General features: G+C 68.6%; 17 protein-coding genes and 2 tRNA genes. 6 read left to right on the top strand and 13 right to left on the bottom strand.

Annotated elements, in window-relative coordinates; all coding sequences use genetic code 11:
- Positions 1 to 27: 27 nt before the first annotated feature.
- Positions 28 to 732 (bottom strand): sigma-70 family RNA polymerase sigma factor, encoded by a 705-nt coding sequence (locus tag AC1DVI_RS02480; protein WP_476956625.1) that lies wholly within the window; start codon positions 730 to 732, stop codon positions 28 to 30.
- 627 nt (positions 733 to 1,359) lie between these two features.
- Between AC1DVI_RS02480 and AC1DVI_RS02475 the strand changes: the two genes are divergently transcribed.
- Positions 1,360 to 2,361, top strand: a complete 1,002-nt coding sequence (locus tag AC1DVI_RS02475) for a transglycosylase SLT domain-containing protein (RefSeq protein WP_476956624.1) — start codon at positions 1,360 to 1,362, stop codon at positions 2,359 to 2,361.
- Positions 2,362 to 2,420: 59 nt separating this feature from the next.
- On the opposite strand, the gene AC1DVI_RS02470 is transcribed toward AC1DVI_RS02475, so the two are convergent.
- The 4 genes from AC1DVI_RS02470 to AC1DVI_RS02455 all read right to left on the bottom strand — a co-directional run bounded on the left by AC1DVI_RS02470 (position 2,421) and on the right by AC1DVI_RS02455 (position 4,051).
- Positions 2,421 to 2,496: transfer RNA gene (locus AC1DVI_RS02470), tRNA-Glu, on the bottom strand.
- Between the two features lie 38 nt (positions 2,497 to 2,534).
- Positions 2,535 to 2,610, bottom strand: a tRNA-Glu gene (locus tag AC1DVI_RS02465).
- 68 nt (positions 2,611 to 2,678) lie between these two features.
- Positions 2,679 to 3,728, bottom strand: a complete 1,050-nt coding sequence (locus AC1DVI_RS02460; protein WP_476956623.1) for a threonine aldolase family protein — start codon at positions 3,726 to 3,728, stop codon at positions 2,679 to 2,681.
- Positions 3,725 to 4,051 (bottom strand): hypothetical protein, encoded by a 327-nt coding sequence (locus tag AC1DVI_RS02455; RefSeq protein ID WP_145678483.1) that lies wholly within the window; start codon positions 4,049 to 4,051, stop codon positions 3,725 to 3,727. Before AC1DVI_RS02455 ends, AC1DVI_RS02460 begins: the two co-directional genes overlap by 4 nt.
- A gap of 46 nt (positions 4,052 to 4,097) precedes the next feature.
- On the opposite strand from AC1DVI_RS02455, the gene AC1DVI_RS02450 reads away from it, so the two are divergent.
- Together AC1DVI_RS02450 and rpoH are read left to right on the top strand one after the other, a co-directional pair.
- Positions 4,098 to 5,150, top strand: a complete 1,053-nt coding sequence (locus tag AC1DVI_RS02450) for an RluA family pseudouridine synthase (protein ID WP_476956622.1) — start codon at positions 4,098 to 4,100, stop codon at positions 5,148 to 5,150.
- A gap of 183 nt (positions 5,151 to 5,333) precedes the next feature.
- On the top strand, positions 5,334 to 6,218 hold the full coding sequence (gene rpoH / locus AC1DVI_RS02445) for an RNA polymerase sigma factor RpoH (protein ID WP_145626466.1): 885 nt from the start codon (positions 5,334 to 5,336) through the stop codon (positions 6,216 to 6,218).
- 100 nt (positions 6,219 to 6,318) lie between these two features.
- Here rpoH and AC1DVI_RS02440 read toward each other — a convergent pair whose 3' ends face one another.
- From AC1DVI_RS02440 to AC1DVI_RS02425, 4 genes are all read right to left on the bottom strand, one after another.
- Complete coding sequence (locus AC1DVI_RS02440; protein WP_145626465.1) at positions 6,319 to 6,846, bottom strand: hypothetical protein; 528 nt, start codon at positions 6,844 to 6,846, stop codon at positions 6,319 to 6,321.
- A 34-nt stretch (positions 6,847 to 6,880) separates the two neighbouring features.
- The gene (locus AC1DVI_RS02435; RefSeq protein WP_476956621.1) at positions 6,881 to 8,923 is read right to left on the bottom strand and encodes a serine/threonine-protein kinase; all 2,043 of its coding nucleotides are present in this window, start codon (positions 8,921 to 8,923) and stop codon (positions 6,881 to 6,883) included.
- Between the two features lie 272 nt (positions 8,924 to 9,195).
- Positions 9,196 to 10,488 carry an adenylosuccinate synthase gene (locus tag AC1DVI_RS02430; protein ID WP_145678478.1) on the bottom strand — a complete coding sequence of 431 codons (1,293 nt, stop codon included), beginning with the start codon at positions 10,486 to 10,488 and terminating at the stop codon, positions 9,196 to 9,198.
- A gap of 91 nt (positions 10,489 to 10,579) precedes the next feature.
- Positions 10,580 to 11,743: an ATP phosphoribosyltransferase regulatory subunit gene (locus tag AC1DVI_RS02425; protein WP_476956620.1), complete on the bottom strand. Its 1,164-nt coding sequence runs from the start codon at positions 11,741 to 11,743 to the stop codon at positions 10,580 to 10,582.
- 292 nt (positions 11,744 to 12,035) lie between these two features.
- Here AC1DVI_RS02425 and AC1DVI_RS02420 point away from each other — a divergent pair, with 292 nt between their 5' ends.
- Together AC1DVI_RS02420 and AC1DVI_RS02415 are read left to right on the top strand one after the other, a co-directional pair.
- Positions 12,036 to 13,745 (top strand): hypothetical protein, encoded by a 1,710-nt coding sequence (locus AC1DVI_RS02420; RefSeq protein WP_476956619.1) that lies wholly within the window; start codon positions 12,036 to 12,038, stop codon positions 13,743 to 13,745.
- Between the two features lie 124 nt (positions 13,746 to 13,869).
- Positions 13,870 to 15,345, top strand: a complete 1,476-nt coding sequence (locus AC1DVI_RS02415) for a TrkH family potassium uptake protein (RefSeq protein ID WP_476956618.1) — start codon at positions 13,870 to 13,872, stop codon at positions 15,343 to 15,345.
- Positions 15,346 to 15,377: 32 nt separating this feature from the next.
- On the opposite strand, the gene AC1DVI_RS02410 is transcribed toward AC1DVI_RS02415, so the two are convergent.
- From AC1DVI_RS02410 to AC1DVI_RS02395, 4 genes are all read right to left on the bottom strand, one after another.
- Positions 15,378 to 15,731, bottom strand: coding sequence for a hypothetical protein (locus tag AC1DVI_RS02410; protein ID WP_476956617.1), 354 nt, complete (start codon positions 15,729 to 15,731; stop codon positions 15,378 to 15,380).
- On the bottom strand, positions 15,712 to 15,984 hold the full coding sequence (locus tag AC1DVI_RS02405) for a ribbon-helix-helix domain-containing protein (protein WP_476956616.1): 273 nt from the start codon (positions 15,982 to 15,984) through the stop codon (positions 15,712 to 15,714). The genes AC1DVI_RS02410 and AC1DVI_RS02405 overlap by 20 nt, the downstream gene beginning before the upstream one ends.
- Before the next feature lie 53 nt (positions 15,985 to 16,037).
- Positions 16,038 to 17,198: a phosphoserine transaminase gene (locus tag AC1DVI_RS02400; protein ID WP_476956615.1), complete on the bottom strand. Its 1,161-nt coding sequence runs from the start codon at positions 17,196 to 17,198 to the stop codon at positions 16,038 to 16,040.
- Positions 17,199 to 17,271: 73 nt separating this feature from the next.
- Positions 17,272 to 18,408 (bottom strand): sialidase family protein, encoded by a 1,137-nt coding sequence (locus AC1DVI_RS02395; RefSeq protein ID WP_476956614.1) that lies wholly within the window; start codon positions 18,406 to 18,408, stop codon positions 17,272 to 17,274.
- A gap of 138 nt (positions 18,409 to 18,546) precedes the next feature.
- Between AC1DVI_RS02395 and AC1DVI_RS02390 the strand changes: the two genes are divergently transcribed.
- The gene (locus AC1DVI_RS02390) at positions 18,547 to 19,563 is read left to right on the top strand and encodes a radical SAM/SPASM domain-containing protein (RefSeq protein ID WP_476956613.1); all 1,017 of its coding nucleotides are present in this window, start codon (positions 18,547 to 18,549) and stop codon (positions 19,561 to 19,563) included.
- Positions 19,564 to 19,572 lie beyond the last annotated feature (9 nt).

Genomic DNA, 19,572 nt, shown 5'->3' with positions numbered 1-19,572 from the left:
CGGAACGCGGCCTGAAGTGCGGACAGGTCAATCGTCGTCGGTCGGGCTGTGCCCTTCCATGAGCTGGCGCAGGGCACGACGGCCGCGCGACAGGCGCGACTTCACGGTGCCGATGGAGATGCCGAGAATGTCGGCGGCCTCGCCGTAGGAAATGCCCTCCAGCCCGATCAGCAGGACCACCTCCCGCTGTTCGGTCGGCAGCAGACCGAGCGCGCGCTTCAGGTCGCGCAGCTCCAGCCGGACGAACTGCCCGCCATGGGCGGCGCCGATCGCCGCCTGCCCTTCTCCGTCGATGTCCACGACCGCCTGCCGACGACGGATGCCGTTGATGTGCAGGTTGCGCAGGATGGTGAAGAGCCAGGCGCGCAGGTTGCTGCCGGGCCGCCACAGATGCAGGCGCGACAAAGCACGCTCCAGACATTCCTGGACGAGGTCGTCGGCCAGCGTGGCGTCCCGCACCATGGCGCGGGCGAAACGGCGCAGGCGGGGAATCTCCGCCTCGATCTGCGCGATGATCGCCGGATCGGGGGGCGCCAAGGGTGCCTGGGGCGCTTCTGCCGCGTCCTCGGCGGGCGGATCGTCGGCTTCGACGCCATCCTCGGCTTCGACCGCAACGTTCAACTCGTCCTCGTCCGCACGGCGGCTTCCCATCACCGGCTTGAGGGCGACGGGGTCAAGCGGCGCGGGGCCGCTTGCCGGACGGCGCAAGGAACTCGCGACGTGGTTCGCCATCGGTGGAACGCTGCCTCCCTGTGTACCGAAAGATGTCCCGATCATGTCGGGCGCGTCTGGAAACGCCCGAACCATCGCTCCGGACCCCGCCTTGCGCCGAATGCGCGCGGGGCTTAACCGGATTCTCCAACGACAATCGTCGGTCCATCAGTACGTAATGGCGCACCACAGGGGCTGCCAGTTGGGAAAAAGGCTAAGCCCCTTAACAATTTGGCGAGATTACCCCTAAATGCCATGGATCGTCCGATTGCTCCCGTAGCATTCGCTCGGGGATGAGGTATCGTCTCCGGACATACGGGAGGCTTCATGACTTTGCTCAAAAGGAAAAGGCCGGCTGGCTTTCACCAACCGACCTCAAATCTCCTTTGCGGGATAGCCATGTCTATGGCCAACGATGAATTCGCTCATTCATCCATCCGCAGGTCCGCTGCCAGCGGTTCTTCTTCTCTGTATAGGCGGCGTTTCCGTCCCTTAGCGGAAGTCTTATTTCATTGTAGTCCGCTTCCTCTGTTGGCCGGAACCATATCGCATTACGTCTTTCGTGGACAGCCGGACGTTGGCGCTAGCGCGCCGATCTTCCCGCATACGCCGAAAGACCGCCCGGATTCACCAATTGGCGGAAGGCGTGTGAAGGCGGTGAAAAGCGTGGTGGCTTTGGCCGCCGGCGGGCTGATCGCGTCCTTTCTGACGGCTTTGCCGGCCACGGCACAGGAGACGTCGGTACAGACGGCCGCCGCCCAGCCACCGGCCTTCCAGAGCACGGGCGAGCGCACGATCCGCGCGCTGGAGGCACTCGCCGGCAAGGGCAGCGCCCGCGCCCAGTACGAGCTGGCCATGCGCTACGAGGTCGGCAAAGGCGTGAACCGGGACGAGCGGATGGCCCTCTCCCTCTATTGCCGGGCGGCCCGCCAGGACTACGCCGAGGCGGCCTACCGCGCCGGGCGGATGCACATGGCCGGGCGGGGTGCGGTGTCGAAGGACGAGGAACTCGGCCGCTCCTGGCTGCGCCGCGCCGCCCTGCTGGGCAACGACAACGCGGCGCAGATGGTCAAGCCGGCCAGCAGTTCGGGCAAGGGGGCGGCGGGCAAGGCGCCCGACCGCTGCGAACCGCCGAGCGTGCGCTGGGGCGTGATCCGCATGCCGCCCAAGGAAATCCGCGCCATGGTCACCAAGATGGCCCCCAGCTACGGGCTCGACCCGGATCTGGTGCTGGCGGTGATCGCCGTGGAATCCGGTTACCGTGTGGATGTGGTGTCGGAAAAGAACGCCATGGGGCTGATGCAGCTCATCCCCGAGACGGCGGAACGCTTCGGCGTGACCAAGCCCTTCGACCCCGAGCAGAACCTGCGCGGCGGCATGAAGTATCTGCGCTGGCTGCTGGCCTATTTCGACGGCAACGTGACTCTGGCGCTGGCCGGCTACAACGCGGGCGAAGGGGCCGTGGTCCAGTACAAGGGCGTTCCGCCCTACCGCGAGACGCAGGATTATGTGGTGAAGGTCCACAGCGTCTACCCGCGCCGCGTCCATCCCCACGATTCCAGCGTGGTGCGCTCCGCCGGCCTGCCCGCCGCCAAGCAGGAGGAGGTCGCCGAGCTGAGCGTCTCCCGCTCCACCGGCGCAAAACGGTAAAGCCGAAACGACGACGGCCCGCAGAAAGGCGGGCCGTGGATCGTTGATGCCGGAAAGGATGGCGTCCCCTAGGGGATTCGAACCCCTGTTACCGCCGTGAGAGGGCGGTGTCCTAGGCCTCTAGACGAAGGGGACCTTCATCGGGCGATGCTCGGTTGCCAGCCGAACGAAAGTGGCGTCCCCTAGGGGATTCGAACCCCTGTTACCGCCGTGAGAGGGCGGTGTCCTAGGCCTCTAGACGAAGGGGACAGTCTTTCGTCGTCTGACGACGTGGCGTCGTCGGCGTGGCGGGTTTTTAGCGAACCCACCCGCCCCGATCAAGCCTTTTCTGACAGAGCTTTGGCGATTTTCAGAAAAGAGTTCACGACGGCCTGCGGCGTGTCGAAGGCGGTGACCAGACGCAGCAGATCGCCCTCCCAGCGGTAGAAGCGGTAGCCCGCAGACTCCAGCCCGTCGGCCACCGCGGCGGGCAGCCGCACGAAGACCTCGTTGGCCTCCACCGGATGGGCCAGTTCCGCCCCCGGCAGCGCGGCGAGGCCCTGCGACAGCCGGTCGGCCATGGCGTTGGCGTGGCGGGCCAGCCGCAGCCACAGGTCGTCGGCCAGCCAGGCGTCGAGCTGCGCCGACAGGAAGCGGCCCTTGGACACCAGATGCCCGGCCCGCTTGCGCAGGAAGCCGAAATCCTCGGCCAGCGCCGGGTTGAAGAACACCACCGCCTCCGCGGCGAGGCAGCCGCCCTTGGTGCCGCCCAGCGACAGCACGTCCACCCCGGCCTTCCAGGTCACCTCCGCCGGGGCGCAGCCCAGCCGGGCCAACGCGTTGGCGAAGCGGGCGCCGTCCATGTGCACCGCCATGCCGTGGGCGTGGGCGACGTCGGACAAGGCCGCCACCTCCTGCGGCTGGTAGACCGTCCCGGCCTCCGTCGCCTGGGTCAGGCTGAGGGCGGCGGGCTGCACCCGGTGCACCACGCCGATGCCCGCCCCGGACAGCGCCGCGGTCAGGGCGGCGGGGCTCAGCTTGCCGCCCTCCCCCGCCAGCGGCACCAGCTTGGCCCCGCCGGTGGCCATTTCCGGCGCGCCGCACTCGTCGACGTGGATGTGGCTTTCCTGGTGGCAATAGACCGCGCCGTAGGGCGGGACCAGGGCCGACAGGGCCAGCGCGTTGGCCGCCGTCCCGGTGGCGACCGGGAACACCGTCACCTCGGCCTCGAAGAGGGCCGACAGGCGGCGGGTCACGCTGGCGGTCCACGGGTCCTGCCCATAGGGATCGGCGGACCCGACCGCGGCCGCGGCCAGCGCGTTGACCACCTCCGGCGCGGCGCCGGCCACATTGTCGCTGCGGAAGTCGTACAGGAATGGGGTGGTCATGGCGCGGCGGCTCCGGCGGTGACGGTCACGGCGATGGCGCCGGTGCGCGGGTCCATCACATAAAGGCGGTCCGCGGCGTCCGGTATGGTGACGCGGAAGACGACGCGGTTGCCCACCGCCACCGGCTCGCCCAGACGCGCGCCCGCCGGCAGACCCAGCGTGACCTCCTCCGTGCGGCCGGCGGCGGCGGTTGCCCGCTCGGCATCCATGGCGGCCCGGCGCTCCGGATCGTTGATGCGCTTGTAGAGTTCGACGCCGAGAAACGCGAAGCCGGCGATGATCATCACGCCCATGATGACAATGAGTGCCTTGAGGAACTGCACGGTTTGGGGTCCACTCTCGCGCGAATGTGAGGAGTTTTGCCGAACGATGCCCGAACGCACCGAATTCGACGACGATGAGGACGAATACACCGGAACGCAGGACGGCGAAACCGGCGAAGGCACGCGGCAGCGCTGGAGCGTTCCGGAGGAGGCCGGCGGCCAGCGGCTCGACAAGGCCCTGTCCACCGGCCTTCCCGGCCTGTCGCGGTCGCGCGTGCAGGCGCTGCTGGAGAAGGGCTGCGTGCGGGACGGCACCGGGCGGACGGTCACCGACCCGTCGATGAAGGTCAAGCCCGGACAAACTTTCGACGTTTTCATCCCCGAAGCTGAACCTGCACAGCCCGAGGCCCAGGACATTCCCCTGGACGTGGTCTACGAGGATGAGGACGTGTTGGTGATCGACAAGCCCGCGGGCATGGTGGTCCACCCCGCCGCCGGCAATCCGGACGGCACGCTGGTCAACGCCCTGCTCGCCCATTGCGGCGACAGCCTGTCGGGCATCGGCGGCGTGCGGCGTCCGGGGATCGTCCATCGCCTCGACAAGGACACCAGCGGCCTGATGGTCATCGCCAAGAACGACCGCGCGCACCACGCGCTGACGGAGCAGTTCTCCGGCCGCACGCTCAGCCGCACCTACCAGGCGCTCGTCTGGGGCGTCCCCTCCCCCCGCGAGGGGCGGATTGAGGGCAACATCGGGCGCAGCACCACCGACCGCAAGAAGATGGCTGTGGTCACCGGCGGCGGCAAGCACGCGGCCACCCGCTACCGCGTCGTCCGCTCCTTCGGCACCGCGCTCGCGCTGGTCGAATGCACGCTGGAGACCGGGCGCACCCACCAGATCCGCGTGCACATGGCGCACATCGGCCATCCCATCGTGGGTGATCCGCTCTATGGCAAGGGGCGTGCCGGGCGCGCCGGCGGCAAGCACGCCTCAGCCTTGCCGGAACCCCATCGCGACCGGTTTGTTGGCTTTCCACGGCAGGCGTTGCACGCCGTGGGGCTGACCTTCCGGCACCCGGCAACGGGGGAGACGGTCCGCTTCCAGGCGCCGCTACCCACGGATATTAATGATTTGTCAGATTTCTTAGAATCCCTGTAATCCACTATACCCGCGCGCAGAAGTCGGTTATTCTTCGCGTCAACAGCCGCCAGCGCTCACGCTTGCATCCGGGACCATCCCCGGCGGATCGAACGGGCAAGCGGACGGCGAGGCGGCGCAGAACAGTGAACGGCCGTGTGCCCGTGAGAAGGCACGAAGAACAGCCGTCGGAGAGGGTCCAACATGGCGACGACATCCAGCGTTCCGGTCATCAGTTCCGAAAGCAATCTCTCGCGCTACCTCCAGGAAATCCGCAAGTTCCCCATGCTCGCGGCAGAGGAGGAGTACATGCTGGCCAAGCGCTGGCAGGAGATCGAGGATTCGGACGCCGCGCACAAGCTGGTGACCAGCCATCTGCGGCTCGTGGCGAAGATCGCCATGGGCTACCGCGGCTACGGCCTGCCGCTGTCGGAGCTGATCTCCGAGGGCAACGTGGGCATGATGCAGGCGGTGAAGCGGTTCGACCCCGACCGCGGATTCCGGTTGGCGACCTACGCCATGTGGTGGATTCGCGCCGCCATCCAGGAATACATCCTGCACAGCTGGTCGCTGGTGAAGATGGGCACCACGGCGGCCCAGAAGAAGCTGTTCTTCAACCTGCGCCGCCTGAAGGGCCAGATGCAGGCCATCGAGGAGGGCGACATGTCGCCCGAGCAGGTGCGCCACGTCGCCACGACCCTCGACGTGCCGGAGCAGGACGTCGTCAACATGAACCGCCGTCTCAGCGCCCCCGACCATTCGCTGAACGCGCCGCTGCGCGCCGACAGCGAGGGCGAGTGGCAGGACTGGTTGGTGGACGAGACGGCGAACCAGGAAATCTCCCTGGCCGAGAACGAGGAGCTGGGCAAGCGGCGCAAGCTGCTGACCGCCGCCATGGAGAACCTGAACGAGCGCGAGCGCGACATCCTGGAGGAGCGCCGCCTGCGCGACAACCCCACCACGCTGGAGGATTTGTCGCAGAAGTACGGCATCAGCCGCGAGCGCGTCCGCCAGATCGAGGTGCGCGCCTTCGAGAAGCTCCAGAAGGCCATCCGCAACGCCGCGGTGGAGCAGAAGCTGGCCGGGTAATTAACCCTCTCCCCTCCGCTCACGCGCAAACTTCGTTTGCGCTGACGCGACAGGCGGACCTTTGGTCCGCCGAAAGCGGGGAGAGGGAAATACACTCCCCTTACGCCCCCGCGGGTTCGGCCATCTGGTCCTGCTCGTCCGGAGAGAGGCCGCCGGCCTCGTCGAACAGGTCGCCGGCGACCTCCGGCCCCCATTCCTGGACCAGACCGACCTTCACGTCCTTCAGCGCGCTGACCCGCTTCTCGGCACGCATCACCTCGAAATTCGCCACCATCGGCGGAATCCCGAAATAGAGCGCCCAGCCGATCGCCGCCGATCCGTACATCACCAGCCAGGCCAGCGGGTCCATGAAGATCTTGCCGGCGGCGCCGATGGTGTGGTTGTGCTTCCACAGCTCGATGGCGTAGGGCATGCAGCCGCAGAAATTCAGCCCACCGACGGTGATCGGCGCCGATTTTTCGGGGTCGCGGTCGGTGACGTAGGCGACGATGGTCGGGATCATGCCGATGCCGAACAGGATCGAGGTGGGCAGCACCACCAGACCCGCCGGGATGATCAGCAGGATCAGCGTCAGCATGCTGCCCTTGCGCTTCTTCTTCTTTCCGCCGCTCTTGCCGCCGCGCGCCATGGGTGCCACCCGATCCTTGGTTTGAAGGCCGCCGTCAGAAGGCGAAGAAGAGGATGATGCCGCCGACCAGAATCGTGGACAGCAGGCTCGACACGATCGCCGCCACCTGCCGCCCGGACGATTCGATGATGCTGTTCCGGTCGCCGATGCTCTGCCGCAGCTTGTTGATCTCGGCATCGGCCTCGCGGTAGGCGATCTGGCCGGCTTCGAACTCCAGCTTGTCGCGGCGCAGCGCCTCCGGATCGTCGACGATCTTCAGCAGATCACCGAGGCGTCCGTTGTGGGCGGCGGAGTCGGCGAGCTTGCGCACGTTGTCCTGGTGCGGCCGGCTGTGGAAACGGCGGAAGGCCGGATCGAGCAACGACACCACCCAGGCGGCGAGGTGCGACAGCGAATCCGTGCCGGTGCGCGCCTGGACGTCGGCCAGGATGGTCAGCATGGCGATCACCCGGCGCATCGGCTCGATGCTGGAGCCGAGCTGGGTGTAGAGCATCTCGTCGGTCCGCCGGTGCCGCACCGCCAGGAAGGCGGCGACGTGGCGGTCGATGGGGTCCTTGTGCCGCTCGCTCCCCGCCCCCGCCCAATCGAGCGCGCGCAGCAGCTCCGCCGGGGTGGTCGGCATCTGCTTGGCGACCAGCGGGCTGATGCAGGGCATGGTGGGGTTCATCTCGTAGAGCACGCGCTCCACCCCCAGCCCATGGCCCGTGCGGTCCAGCAGACCGCGGACCTGATCGAAGTTCTGCACCATCGGCACGAACTCCGGCTTGAAGTCGCTCTGCACGCTCACCCAGAACATGGGAAGCTGGTTGGCCAGGACTTCGGCCGACGGCTGCGGCGACTCGCCGCGCAGGAAGGCTTCGGCCAGCATGGTGCCGATGCCGTCGGGCATCATCGCCTTGCCGCGGTAGCGGATGGGTGCAGCGGGGTCCAGCGCCATGCAGACGCGCGCGACCAGCCGTTCGGCCATGCTGCCGCCCTTGCCGGTGGTCGAGGCCGTCTGCACCGCGTTCGCCACCGCCTCGGCGCGGGCGTCGTCGCCCATGGAGCGGCGCAGCCATTTGTCCAGCTCGCCGCCCTCGATGACGGTGGCGGCGGGCGCCACATGGCGGGCGAAGGCGCGGGCCAGCGTGCGGCAATGCCAGTAATCCTGCCCCTGGAATTCCAGCGGGCGGGCGGCGCGGCGCGGCACCTGCGGCTGCTTCGGGCTGAGGCGGCGGCCGGCCACCCAGAGATCGAGATCCTGGAGGGTCCAGCGCTGCTTGGGATCGTCCACCAGCAGACCGCGGATCACCTCGCTGATCGCCAGCGGCAGGCGCATCTGACCGACCAGCGCCGGGTAGGACCCGCGCTCGATCTTGGCCTGGAGGATCGCCTCGTCCTCCGCCGCCCCTACCGGGTTGCGCCCCAAAAGCAGGAGCAGCAGCGTCACGCCCAGCGAATAGAGGTCGTCGGCCATGGTGCCGGTGCCGCGCCCGGCCGGCGAGGCCATGCCGCGTTCCACCGTCTCCAGCAGGACCGTCTGGCCGTAGCCCGGCGGGGTGGACAGGCATTCGCCCAGCATCAGGCTGCTGGAGGCCAGATCGCGGTAATAGAGGTTGGTCGGGCGGATCGCACCATGGACCACGCCGCGGCTCGACAGTTCCTTGAGCGCCGCGACCAGCGGATGGATGATCTGGCGGGTCAGATGGTCTTCGGGGATCGGGTCCGTGGCCTCGGTCAGGCTGTTCATCAGCCGCTTGCCCGCCGGACGCTCGAAGATCATGCAGAGGCGGCGCCCCTGGCTCGCCGGCCAATCCACCATGCCCCAGTCGAGCAGGCGCATGTGGGCTTGGTTGTCGAGGCTGGCCACGGTGGCGGCGATGTCGGTGCGGGCCAGCGTGGCGCCGTGGCCGATGATGGCGAAGGCTTCGGAGCGCTTGTCACGCAGCGGCTTGGCCGTGTAGGCGTTGCCGCCGATGGCGTTGAGCGCGGCGAGCGGCGCGCTGGGGTGGATCTCGTACCGCTCGGCCAGCTTGACCGGCTCGGCGTTCGCCATCATCCGATCCGCGGCGGCTGCGGTCATGGCATCGGATGGCATGGCGTTCGAATCCCCAGAGCCTGCGAGCGTGTGCCAGCCTTAGTCGCTCGAAAAGGGCAAACAAATTGTTAACGCGGGGGGAAGTGGTTGATTTGGGCCCCCCTCCCGACCTCCCCCCGCTTTGCAGGGGGAGGAGAAAAGCCCTCCCCTGCGAAGCTCTCGCGCAAACTAGAGGTTTGCGCTGACGCGGCAGGCGGACCTACGGTCCGCCGAGAGCGGGGGGWGGGTTGGGKGGGGGCCCGCTTCGACCACTCCTCGACCGTGTGCCCGGCTCAATCCTGGAACGGATCGTTCATCAGGATGGTGTCGTCGCGCTCCGGGCTGGTGGACAGCAGGGCCACCGGGGCCTGGATCAGCTCCTCGACGTGGCGGACGTACTTCACCGCCTGGGCCGGCAGCTCCGCCCAGGAGCGGGCGCCGTGGGTGCTGTCCTTCCAGCCCTCGAAGGTCTCGTAGATCGGCTCGACGCGGGCCTGGGCGCCGGCGTTGGCCGGGAAGTAATCCAGCTCCTGCCCGTCCAGCCGGTAGCCGACGCAGACCTTGATCTCGTCGAAGCCGTCCAGCACGTCCAGCTTGGTCATGGCGATGCCGTCGATGCCGCCGGTCTTCACCGCTTGGCGGACCATCACGGCGTCGAACCAGCCGCAGCGGCGCTTGCGTCCGGTGACCACGCCGAACTCCTTGCCGCGCTGACCGATCAGCTCGCCGACGTCGTCGAACAGCTCGGTCGGGAACGGGCCGGAGCCGACGCGGGTGGTGTAGGCCTTGCAGATGCCCAGCACGTACCCGACGGCGCGCGGGCCCATGCCGCTGCCGGCGGCGGCGTTGCCGGCCACCGTGTTGGAGGAGGTGACGTACGGATAGGTACCGTGGTCGATGTCGAGCATCTGGCCCTGCGCGCCTTCGAACAGGATGCGCTTGCCGGCGCGGCGCAGCTCGTCCAGCGTCTTCCAGACGACCGAGGCGTAGGGCAGCACCTGCGGGGTGATCTCGCGCAGCGGGTCCAGGATGTCGGCCGGGGTCATCTCCGGCGCGCCCAGGCCGCGGAGCAGCAGGTTGTGGTGGGCCAGCAGGGCGTCCACCTTCTCCTTCAGCACCGCCTCGTCGCCGAGGTCGCACAGGCGGATGGCCCGGCGGGCCACCTTGTCCTCATAGGCCGGGCCGATGCCGCGGCCGGTCGTGCCGATCTTGCCGGCGCCGCGGGCCTCCTCGCGCGCCTTGTCGAGCGCGCTGTGGACCGGGAGGATCAGCGGAACGTTCTCGGCGACCTGGAGCGTGGCGGGGGACACGTCCACGCCCTGGCTCTTGATCGCCGTCACTTCGCGGATGAAGGCCCAGGGGTCGAAGACGACGCCGTTGCCGATGATCGACAGCTTGTTCGGCCGAACCACGCCCGAAGGCAGCAGGCTCAGCTTGTACGTCACGCCGTTGATCACCAGCGTGTGGCCGGCGTTGTGACCGCCCTGGAAGCGCACCACCACGTCGGCCCGGCTGGACAGCCAGTCGACGATCTTGCCCTTGCCCTCGTCGCCCCACTGGGCGCCGACCACCGCCACGTTGGCCATGTGTGTCTCCGCAAAAAAAGAAGGCAGAAAGAAAACGTTGCCCATGCAAAGGCGTCCCCCGACCTTGCGGGGGAAGCCCCATCGTGAAGTCTCAAGTCAGCGGCGTGACCCTGCCGCCGTCCAGACGGTGGCCGCAGTCCAGACGCCGGGCCTCCGCCGCCGCGTCCGCCACGGGGGCGAGCCCCGCCACGGTGACCCAGCCCTCGGCGCGCAGCTTGCCCGCCGCGGCCCAGGAGGTGCCATGCGGCACATAAACGCGCTTGGCCGGCTCCGGCGCCGGAACGGCGCGCAGGAGCGTGTCCATGTAGAGGGTGAAGCCGGTCCCCGGCTCGCCCTCCTCCTCCACGCCCGGACGCACGCCGGCGCGGTAGCGGCCCCCCGCCCCCAGCTCGCCGCGCACGTCGCGCGCGAACAGGGTGAAGCTGAGGCCGGTCTGGTATTCGAAGCCGCGATGCTCCACCAGATCGACGGTGATCGTCAGATCGGGGCGCGCGGCGCGCAGCAGGCCCAGGGCGTCGGTCAGGCGGCGCCGGTCCTTCTCCGCCGTTTCCGGCAGCGGCAGAGCCGACAGCACCTCCATGGCGCGCTCCGCCGGACCGGAGGCGGTCATCAGCGTGTGCAGCAGCGTGGCCGCCGGACCGCCGACCGCCGTCACCGCCGCCGCGTCCTTCTTGTCCAGCGCCTCGCGCAGCCGGGCAGTCTCCTCATCGCCGAGCCCCAGGCCGCGGCAGACCCGCGCCACCATGGTCGGAACGCAGAGGTCCACCGACAGGTGCCGCACCCCCACCCCTTCCAGGGCGTGAGCGGCCAGCAGGATCACCTCGGCGTCCGCCTCGGCCTCCAGCGGACCGATCAGCTCGACGCCGACCTGGGTGATCTGCCGCTCGGGACGGAGCTGCGACCCCTTCACGCGCAGCACCGGCCCGGCGTAGCACAGCCGCACCGGGCGGGCGCCGTTCTTCAGGCGGGTGGTGGCGATGCGCACGATCTGCGGGGTGATGTCCGCGCGCACGGCCATCATGCGCTGCGACAGCGGGTCCATCAGCCGGAAGGTCTGCTTCGCCATGGCCGCGCCGGAGCCGGACAGCAGATTGTCCTCGAACTCGACCAGCGGCGGCTCGACGCGTTCATAGCCGTGGGCGGTGAAGTCCGCCAGCAGGCGCGCCACCGCCGCCGCTTCGTGCGCCGCTTCGGGCGGCAGCACGTCGTGCAGGCCGGCGGGCAACAGGGCGGAGCTCAGGGAATCAGCGGGCATGGCCTGCGTCGTCTCGTCGAATAAGTGGCAAACCGTCGGCATGGCGAGAGCCCGCAAGTCCGATGGGCATGCGGTGCTCGGGCATACGGAGCGGGTCAATACCCCACCCCCCTTCCTCATGCAAACGGAAAAGCCCCGCGACCCGTGCCCGTCTCCCCTGCGCCGACCACAGGCGCCCGTCCGGCGCGGTTCGAGACATGAATGCATTCCAATCGAATCTTTGTTGAGTTTGATGCGAAATCTCCGGCATCCTGTGTACGAACCGTGCCAGCAGCAGCGGGGCAATGGCGCCATGGCACGCCCGTCCGCCAGCTACGAAGTGCAGATCTACAAGCAGGACCACTGGGTCCTCGAAGGCCGCTTCGACACCGAGGCGGAGGCGCTGGTCTTCGGCCGCAAGGCGTTGTCCGGCGGCAAGGTCGAGGGCATGCGGGTGGTGCGCGACTGGCGGCGCCCGGACGGCCGGCATGTCGAGACGGAAGTCCATGTGGAGTTCCGTCAGGTCTCCCGCACGGTGACCGCCTCCCCCATCGACGAGGCGCCGGCGCTCTGCCTTACGCTCGACCATTGCTACAGCGTGCAGAGTCGCATGACGATGAACCGCGTGCTGCGCAATTACGTGGAGCGCGCGGTGGTCACCCCGACCGAGGTGCTGCACAACCACGCGGAGCTGGCGCGGCTTCTCAACACCGACAACCTCGTGCCCACCGCAGTCGGGCGGGTCGCCGCCCTCCAGGCGGAGAAGGCCGGGACGGACGGGCGCGGGCGGCGCGACGCGCTGAACCTGCTGATGCACGAACTGACCGACCGGGCGCGCGTCGCCGCCGCCCGCAAGGACCTGCCGGCCATTGCCGCCACCGGCTTCGGTCCCATGTTCGCCCGTCTGGATTCGAGCCTGCCGGCGGAGGAGCGCGATTTCCTCGCCCGCGTCGTGCTGTCGCGCGAGTTGGTGCAGATGCGCAATTGGCTGGCCAAGCTGGATTTCCTGGGTGAGCTGGCGCGGGAGGGCGGGGGTACGGCCGACCGGCCGCTGGTCCTGCTCGACGGCGTGATCGCCGATGTTCTGGGCGCCCCCTCCGTCGCGCAGGAGCTTCTGGGCGCCCAGGGCAGCCTGGCGGAGGCGCTGTGCAATCTGATCGACCTGTCGCGGGGCCGCCTGTCCCCGGCCAAGCGGGCGGAGGGCGACCGCGCCGTCCAGTTGAACGAGCTTCTCGCCTTCCACGACCTGGACCAGACGCGCCTGGTCATCCTGGATCTGGTGCGCCGGCAGTTGAAGGGGACGCAGCCGCTCCACCGCTCCGACCCGTCGCTGGAGATGGACGCCTTCCAGGAAATCCTGAAGCGCGCGCTCGGCCCCGACGGACCCGCCGGGGGCGGTCCGATGGCCGAGGCGCTGGTCCTGCGCTACCTGCGCTTCCTGGAGGGCGGTGGGGCGCCGGGCCGCAAGCAGGCCATCACGGAGGTGGCCGGCCGCATCCCCGACGCACGGGACCGGGTGCGCTTCCTGCTGGCGCTGGCCGACTCCGACCTCGGCCATGGACACGCCGGGGACGTCGCCCGGCTGCTGCACGCGCTGACCGGCAACCCGGCGGGCTATGGCCGCTTCATCCACCCCCGCCTGCCGCCCCGCGACAATCTGGAAGCGCTGACCCTGCTCTACTGCCAAGCCGCCGACTCGGCGCTGCCGGAGGAGGCGCGGACCCGCCTGACCGGCGACCTCGACGCGCTTCTGGTGGCCTACATCACCGAAGAGCGCGTGGTGGAGCGGCTGGACGATCCCGGCGACGCGCTGCGGCTGCGCGCGAACCGTCTGCTGCAGGTCTGCGCGCCGGGCATCCTGCGCAGCCGGCGGGCGCTGGAGATGGTCCGGCGCCGCGTCGTCGAGCATCTCCGCCAACCTCAATTCGACCGGAAATATGTGGAGGACCTGCCCGACGCGGTGACGCAGCAGCGCGCTCTGCGGGAGTTCTACCGCATGTTGGGAGCGGCTGGTTTCGTGTGAGCCTCGGACGGTCTGACCGCCCCGATGCGGATGGACAGCACCCGCCCCTTTGGATAATCAGCGCATCACATCGGGACAAGACGGGGCGCCGCCATCGGCCCCCGCGGCGACGAAGGGCACAGCCTTGGGCAAGGACGTCGGCAATGGAATTGCGCTGGGACCGGTCTTCCACATCATCGGCATCCTTCTGACCATCCTGGGGCTCGGCATGCTGGTGCCGGCCCTGGCCGACGCCGCGGTGGGCAACCGCGACTGGACGGCCTTCGTCGGTTCCAGCGCGGCGACCCTGGCGGTCAGCGGCGGCATGGTCCTGGCGACGTCGAGCAAGGAGCACGCGCGCTTCACCGTGAAGCAGCATTTCCTGCTGACCACGCTGTCCTGGTGCGTGCTGGCGGCCTTCGGCGCCCTGCCCTTCATGATCTCCGCCGCCCGCCTGTCCTTCACCGACGCCTATTACGAGGCGATGTCGGGCCTCTCAACCACCGGCGGTACGGTGATCGTCGGGTTGGACGACGCCCCGCCGGGGGTTTTGCTGTGGCGGTCGCTGCTGAACTGGTTCGGCGGGGTCGGCATCATCGTCATGGCGATCGCGGTGCTGCCCATCCTGCGGGTCGGCGGCATGCAGCTGTTCCGCACCGAGTCCTCCGACAAGGGCGACAAGCCCTTCGCCACGGTGCAGGACACGGCGGGGGCCATCGCCATGATCTATCTGGCGCTGACTGTGCTGTCGGCGGCCGCCTACCATCTGGCCGGCATGACGTGGTTCGACGCGATCAACCACGCCATGGCTTCCATCGCCACCGGCGGCTTCTCGACCAAGGACGCCTCGCTCGGTTGGTTCGACTCCCACGCGGTACTGTGGGTGGCGACCCTTTCGATGATCTCCGGCGCCTTGCCGCTGACCTGGTACATCCGCCTGCTGCGCGGCCAGTGCAAAGCACCATTGTCCGGCGACAGCCAGGTGAACGCGCTGCTGGCGATCCTGCTGGTGGCCGGCGTCGCCATGACCCTGTGGGCCTTCACCGTGGTCGGCCTGCCCTTCCGGGACGCGCTCAGCCATTCGGTGGTGAACGTCACCTCGATCATCACCGGGACCGGCTTCGTCTCCACCGACTTTTCGACCTGGGGCAGCTTCGCCGTGGTCGCCTTTTTCTTCTTCTACTTCATCGGCGGCTGCACGGGCTCGACGGCTGGCTCCATCAAGGTCTTCCGCTGGCAGGTGCTGGCGCTGTCGATGCTGAACCAGATGCAGCGTATGCTGAAGCCGAACCGCGTGCTGGTCCCACTCTATCAGGGCAAGGTGCTGGACGAGGATGTGGTCGGCTCGGTCATCAACCTCGCCTTCGCCTTCATGGCGGCCTTCGGCATCCTGTCGCTCCTGGTCGCCGCGATGGGGGTGGATTACCTGAGCGCGGCCAGCGCCGTCGCCTCCGCGCTCGCCAACGCCGGACCGGGGCTGGGGCCGGTGGTCGGCCCGTCGGGCACCATGGCCCCCTTGCCCGACGCCGCGAAATGGATGCTGAGCTTCGCCATGCTGCTGGGCCGGCTGGAGGTCTTCACCGTGCTGGTGCTGATCCTGCCCAGCTTCTGGCGGGATTGAGCGGGCAACGAAAAAGGCCGCGCCGGAGTGGCTCAGCCGCGCAGCCTGTCCAGAATCTGGTGGCTGTGATTCACCCCACCGAAGAAAACGGCGAGAATCCGGACCTCAACCAGCCCCTCATCGATTTCGAAATAGAAGATGAAACTCCGACTGGTCACGGTGCGGATGCCGGATCGGATTTCCGGATGCTCCGTGCCACGATGCGGATGGGCCTCGAACGTCCGCATGTAGGAAAGAGCGTCGCCGATCCGCCCGGCGGCCCGCTCCATCGCGCGCTCCCCATCGTCACCCAGATCCCGGTAAGCCTGGACGAGATGATCCTCGATCAGGTCGAGATCCCGGGTAACGGAGGCCGCACGGCGGACCTTATAGAGCCGCACGCGCACGCCGCTTGCGCTCCAGCATCGCCCGGGTTTCCGCTTCGCCGTCATCAAGATCGATGAACGCACCGGCGCGGCGCTGGTCGATCAGAATCCGCAGCGCTTCGATCTCGGCGTTGCTTTTCTCGGTGTCACGCCGAAGCATGTCGAGACCGCGCTGGAGCACCGCGCTGAGGCTTGGATACTGCCCGGTCTCGACAAGGCTGCGTGCGAAGGCTTCCTGTTCGTCGGTCAGCGAGATCGAGGTCTTCACGGTCATGCGTTGCCCTCCCTCACCAACCAAGTACTACCCAGTAGCACCAACGTCAAGGTTCAGCGCCCGAAGGTTTCCGCCTTGACCGTGGCGAAGGCCCAGTCCAGCCAGGGCAGGACCGCCTCCATGTCCTCGTTCTCCACCGTGGCACCGCCCCACAGGCGCAGGCCCGGAGGGGCGTCGCGGTAGGAGCCGGCGTCGAAGGCGGCCTCCTCCTTCTCCAGAAGCGCTGCGAGCTTCTTGGCGAAGTCGGCCTGGGCCTCCGGCGTCAGGGAGGTCACCTCGGGGTCGGTGAAGCGCAGGCAGATCGACGTGCAGGAGCGGGTCGCCGGATCGTCCCCCAGGAAGCCGGCCCAGGTCGAGGCCGCCACCCATTCCGAGACGATGCGCAGGTTCTGCTCCGACCGGCGGATGAGCTGGGTCAGGCCGCCGACCGACAACGACCAGCGCAGCCCATCGATGGCGTCCTCGACGCAGAGCATGGACGGCGTGTTGATGGTGTCGCCGACGAAGATGCCTTCGATCAGCTTCCCGCCACTGGTCAGGCGGAAGATCTTGGGCAGCGGGCGGTCGGGCTGGAAGCTCTCCAGCCGCGCCACGGCGCGCGGGCTGAGCACCAGCATGCCGTGCGCGGCCTCGCCGCCCAGCACCTTCTGCCAGGACCAGGTGGCGACGTCGATCTTGCTCCACGGGATGTCCATGGCGAAGGCGGCGGAGGTCGCGTCGCAGATCGACAGACCCGCGCGGTCCGCCGGAATCCAGTCGCCGTCCGGCACCCGCACGCCCGACGTCGTGCCGTTCCAGGTGAACACCACGTCGCGGCTGAAATCGGCCTGCGACAGGTCCGGCAGTTCGCCGTAGGGGGCCTGGATGGTCCGCACGTCGGACAGGCGGAGTTGCTTGGTGACGTCGGTCACCCACTCCTTGCCGAAGCTCTCCCAGGCCATCATGTCGACGCCGCGCTCACCCAGCAGGTTCCACAGCGCCATCTCCACCGCCCCGGTGTCGGAGGCCGGGACGATGCCGATGCGGTAGTCGCCGGGGATCGCCAGGACGGCGCGGGTCAGGTCGATGACCTCCTTCAGCTTCGCCTTGCCCGGCTTCGAGCGGTGGGAGCGGCCGAGCAGCGCGCCGTCCAGGGCGTCCAGCGACCAGCCGGGCCGCTTGGCGCAGGGGCCGGAGGAAAACAGCGGGTTCGACGGCCGGCGGGCGGGCTTCATGGACGGTCTACTCCCCAAAACTCGGGATTGCGGTATGGCCGGGGACGATAGGAGTTGCGTCGGAGCCCGTCAATCAGCCGCTCACGCGCAGCAGCGTCGCCTGGATGTGGCGGATGCCCGCCGCGTCGCAGATGTAGTAGCAGACCGCCACCCGCCCGTCCGCCAGCACGGTCGCCCAGGGATAGCCGACGTCGGGCGACGGCGCGTCGTCGCGGATCACCACCTCCGGCGCGGTCTCCAGAGTTTCCCGCCGGCTGTCCCAGACGCGGGCACGCACGCCGTAGGGCTCGTGGCGGTAGCCATAGACGACGAGCAGCCGTCCGTCCGGCAGCGGGCAGGCGTCGTAGGGATGGCCGATGATCGCGTTCTCGATCCAGGGCGCCCAGCTTTCCCCCAGATCATGGGAGACCGAGGTGGCGAGGCGGTCGCCCAGCCCGGTGGTGCGGTGGAAGGCGACCAGTTGCCCGTCCGCGGTCAGGTGCAGGGCGGTCTCGCAAAAGCCGGCCCGCCCCGCCGGGTCGCGGGCGATGGTGCTGCGCAGAGCCCAGCTTTCCCCCCGGTCGCGGGAGGCGAACAGGTAGCTGGTGTAGGGGCCGCCGGTGTAGGTCGCCATCAGCAGCGTGCCGTCCGGCGCCTCCACCGCCCGGCCGCGCACCGCGCCGCCCAGCATCGGGCGCAGGCCGGGCAGGATCGGCCCCTGGCCCGGCAGCTCCGGCAGGTAGCGGTGGGCCGACCAGTGCCGACCGCCGTCGTCGCTGACTCGGGTGCTGCCGCCCCAGAACAGGAAGAAGGTGCCCGACGTCTCGGCGTTGCCCAGCAGGTGGACGCCCTTCTCGCGCAGCCGCAGGCCGTGGCGCGCCGACATCGGGTACCAGCCGAAGCTGCCCAGGACGATCCGCCCTGAGCGCAGAACCAGCAGGCTGGGGTCCTGGTCGCCCGCTTCCGGGTCGGTGGGCAGCGGCTGCGGCGCGCCCTCCGGCTCGAAATCCGGGGTGAAGCGCTGGATCACGAGGTGGGAGCGCGAGTCCACATGGTCGACGCTGGTGAAGTCGCCGTTGCGGTCCGCCGGCTCCCCGTGCAGCCAGCGGTGGTCGCGGGCGCGCCGGAAGGCCACCAGAATCCGCCCGTCGGCCAGCGTCGCCGCGGACGGGAAGGACGCGTAGAAGCGCCGGTCGCTGTAAACGATGCGATGGGAAAGACTGTCGAACATGCACCTGAAATCCGCCTTGCGCCCGCGGCATTGGAGGCGCCCGGCCAATGTCCGGTTGCCGGAATGAAGGATTCCTTTACGGTGCGCGTGGTCCCCTGCTAGTCACACCGCTTTCCGCAGCCCTGCCCGGCGAAGGTCATGACCGAAGTGAGCACCGAAGCCGCCGCTCCCGCGAACATCCCCTATGGCCGCCACCGCGACCGCAACGACCTGTCGCAGGTGCTGCCGCTGACCACGCCCTTCTCGCTGCTGATCGACCCGTCGAACGGCTGCAACTTCCGCTGCGTCTTCTGCGCCACCGGGAACCCGGAGTTGCTGAAGGAGATCGGCCGCCCGCGGGGCGCCATGAAGTTCGACCTGTTCCGCAAGATCGCCGACGACATCGTCGAGTTCGACGCCCCGATCAAATCCGTCCACCTCTACAAGGACGGCGAGCCGCTGGTGAACACGCGGATCGAGCACATGGTCCATCTTCTGAAATCGCGCGGCTTGGCCCGCCATGTCGAGATGACCAGCAACGGCTCCCTGCTGACGCCGGAGCGGGCGGACGCGCTGCTGGCCGCCGGACTGGACGCCATGCGCGTGTCCGTCTACGGCGCCAGCGACGCCATGTACAAGCGGGTGACCCGGCGCTTCGACCACTTCCAGACCATCGTCGACAACGTGGCCTATCTTTACCGCCGCAAGACGGAGCTGGGCCGCGATTTTCACCTCCACTGCAAGATCATCAACGTGGAGCTGACCGAGGCGGAGCGGCAGAGCTTCATCGACACCTTCACGCCGATCGCCGACAGCCTGTTCGTCCATCCCCTGCACGGCGAGGCGCTGGCCGAGGAGAGCGCCTTCGCCGCCGCCCCGGACACCGCGCGCAAGGTCTGCTCCGAGCCATTCCTGAAGCTGGCCATCAACTTCAACGGCGAGGTCTCGGTCTGCTGCGCCGACTGGCGCATGGGGACCATCGTCGGCAACGTCGCCGAGGAGTCGCTGCGCGACATCTGGAACGGCGAACGGCTGCGCGTTTTCCGGCTGAAGCATCTGGAGGGCCGCCGCGACGAGATCGAGGCCTGCCGCGGCTGCTCCTACGTCCAGACTCTCCCCGCCGACAACAATCTGGACGGCTTCGCCGCGGACCTCATCGCCAAATACCGGGCTTGAGCGTCCGCA

It is taken from the genome of Azospirillum sp. P4_B5 (assembly GCF_056402275.1).
This window is presented reverse-complemented; position numbering and strand designations above follow the sequence as displayed.

Excerpts from the sequence above, each read along its gene's own strand:
- AC1DVI_RS02480 (WP_476956625.1), bottom strand. The coding sequence starts at position 732 with ATGGCGAACCACGTCGCGAGTTCCTTGCGCCGTCCGGCAAGCGGCCCC.
- AC1DVI_RS02450 (WP_476956622.1), top strand. The coding sequence starts at position 4,098 with ATGCCCGAACGCACCGAATTCGACGACGATGAGGACGAATACACCGGA.
- AC1DVI_RS02425 (WP_476956620.1), bottom strand. The coding sequence starts at position 11,743 with ATGCCCGCTGATTCCCTGAGCTCCGCCCTGTTGCCCGCCGGCCTGCAC.
- AC1DVI_RS02420 (WP_476956619.1), top strand. The coding sequence starts at position 12,036 with ATGGCACGCCCGTCCGCCAGCTACGAAGTGCAGATCTACAAGCAGGAC.
- AC1DVI_RS02460 (WP_476956623.1), bottom strand. The coding sequence starts at position 3,728 with ATGACCACCCCATTCCTGTACGACTTCCGCAGCGACAATGTGGCCGGC.
- AC1DVI_RS02440 (WP_145626465.1), bottom strand. The coding sequence starts at position 6,846 with ATGGCGCGCGGCGGCAAGAGCGGCGGAAAGAAGAAGAAGCGCAAGGGC.
- rpoH (WP_145626466.1), top strand. The coding sequence starts at position 5,334 with ATGGCGACGACATCCAGCGTTCCGGTCATCAGTTCCGAAAGCAATCTC.
- AC1DVI_RS02430 (WP_145678478.1), bottom strand. The coding sequence starts at position 10,488 with ATGGCCAACGTGGCGGTGGTCGGCGCCCAGTGGGGCGACGAGGGCAAG.
- AC1DVI_RS02405 (WP_476956616.1), bottom strand. The coding sequence starts at position 15,984 with ATGACCGTGAAGACCTCGATCTCGCTGACCGACGAACAGGAAGCCTTC.
- AC1DVI_RS02435 (WP_476956621.1), bottom strand. The coding sequence starts at position 8,923 with ATGCCATCCGATGCCATGACCGCAGCCGCCGCGGATCGGATGATGGCG.
- AC1DVI_RS02390 (WP_476956613.1), top strand. The coding sequence starts at position 18,547 with ATGACCGAAGTGAGCACCGAAGCCGCCGCTCCCGCGAACATCCCCTAT.
- AC1DVI_RS02395 (WP_476956614.1), bottom strand. The coding sequence starts at position 18,408 with ATGTTCGACAGTCTTTCCCATCGCATCGTTTACAGCGACCGGCGCTTC.
- AC1DVI_RS02400 (WP_476956615.1), bottom strand. The coding sequence starts at position 17,198 with ATGAAGCCCGCCCGCCGGCCGTCGAACCCGCTGTTTTCCTCCGGCCCC.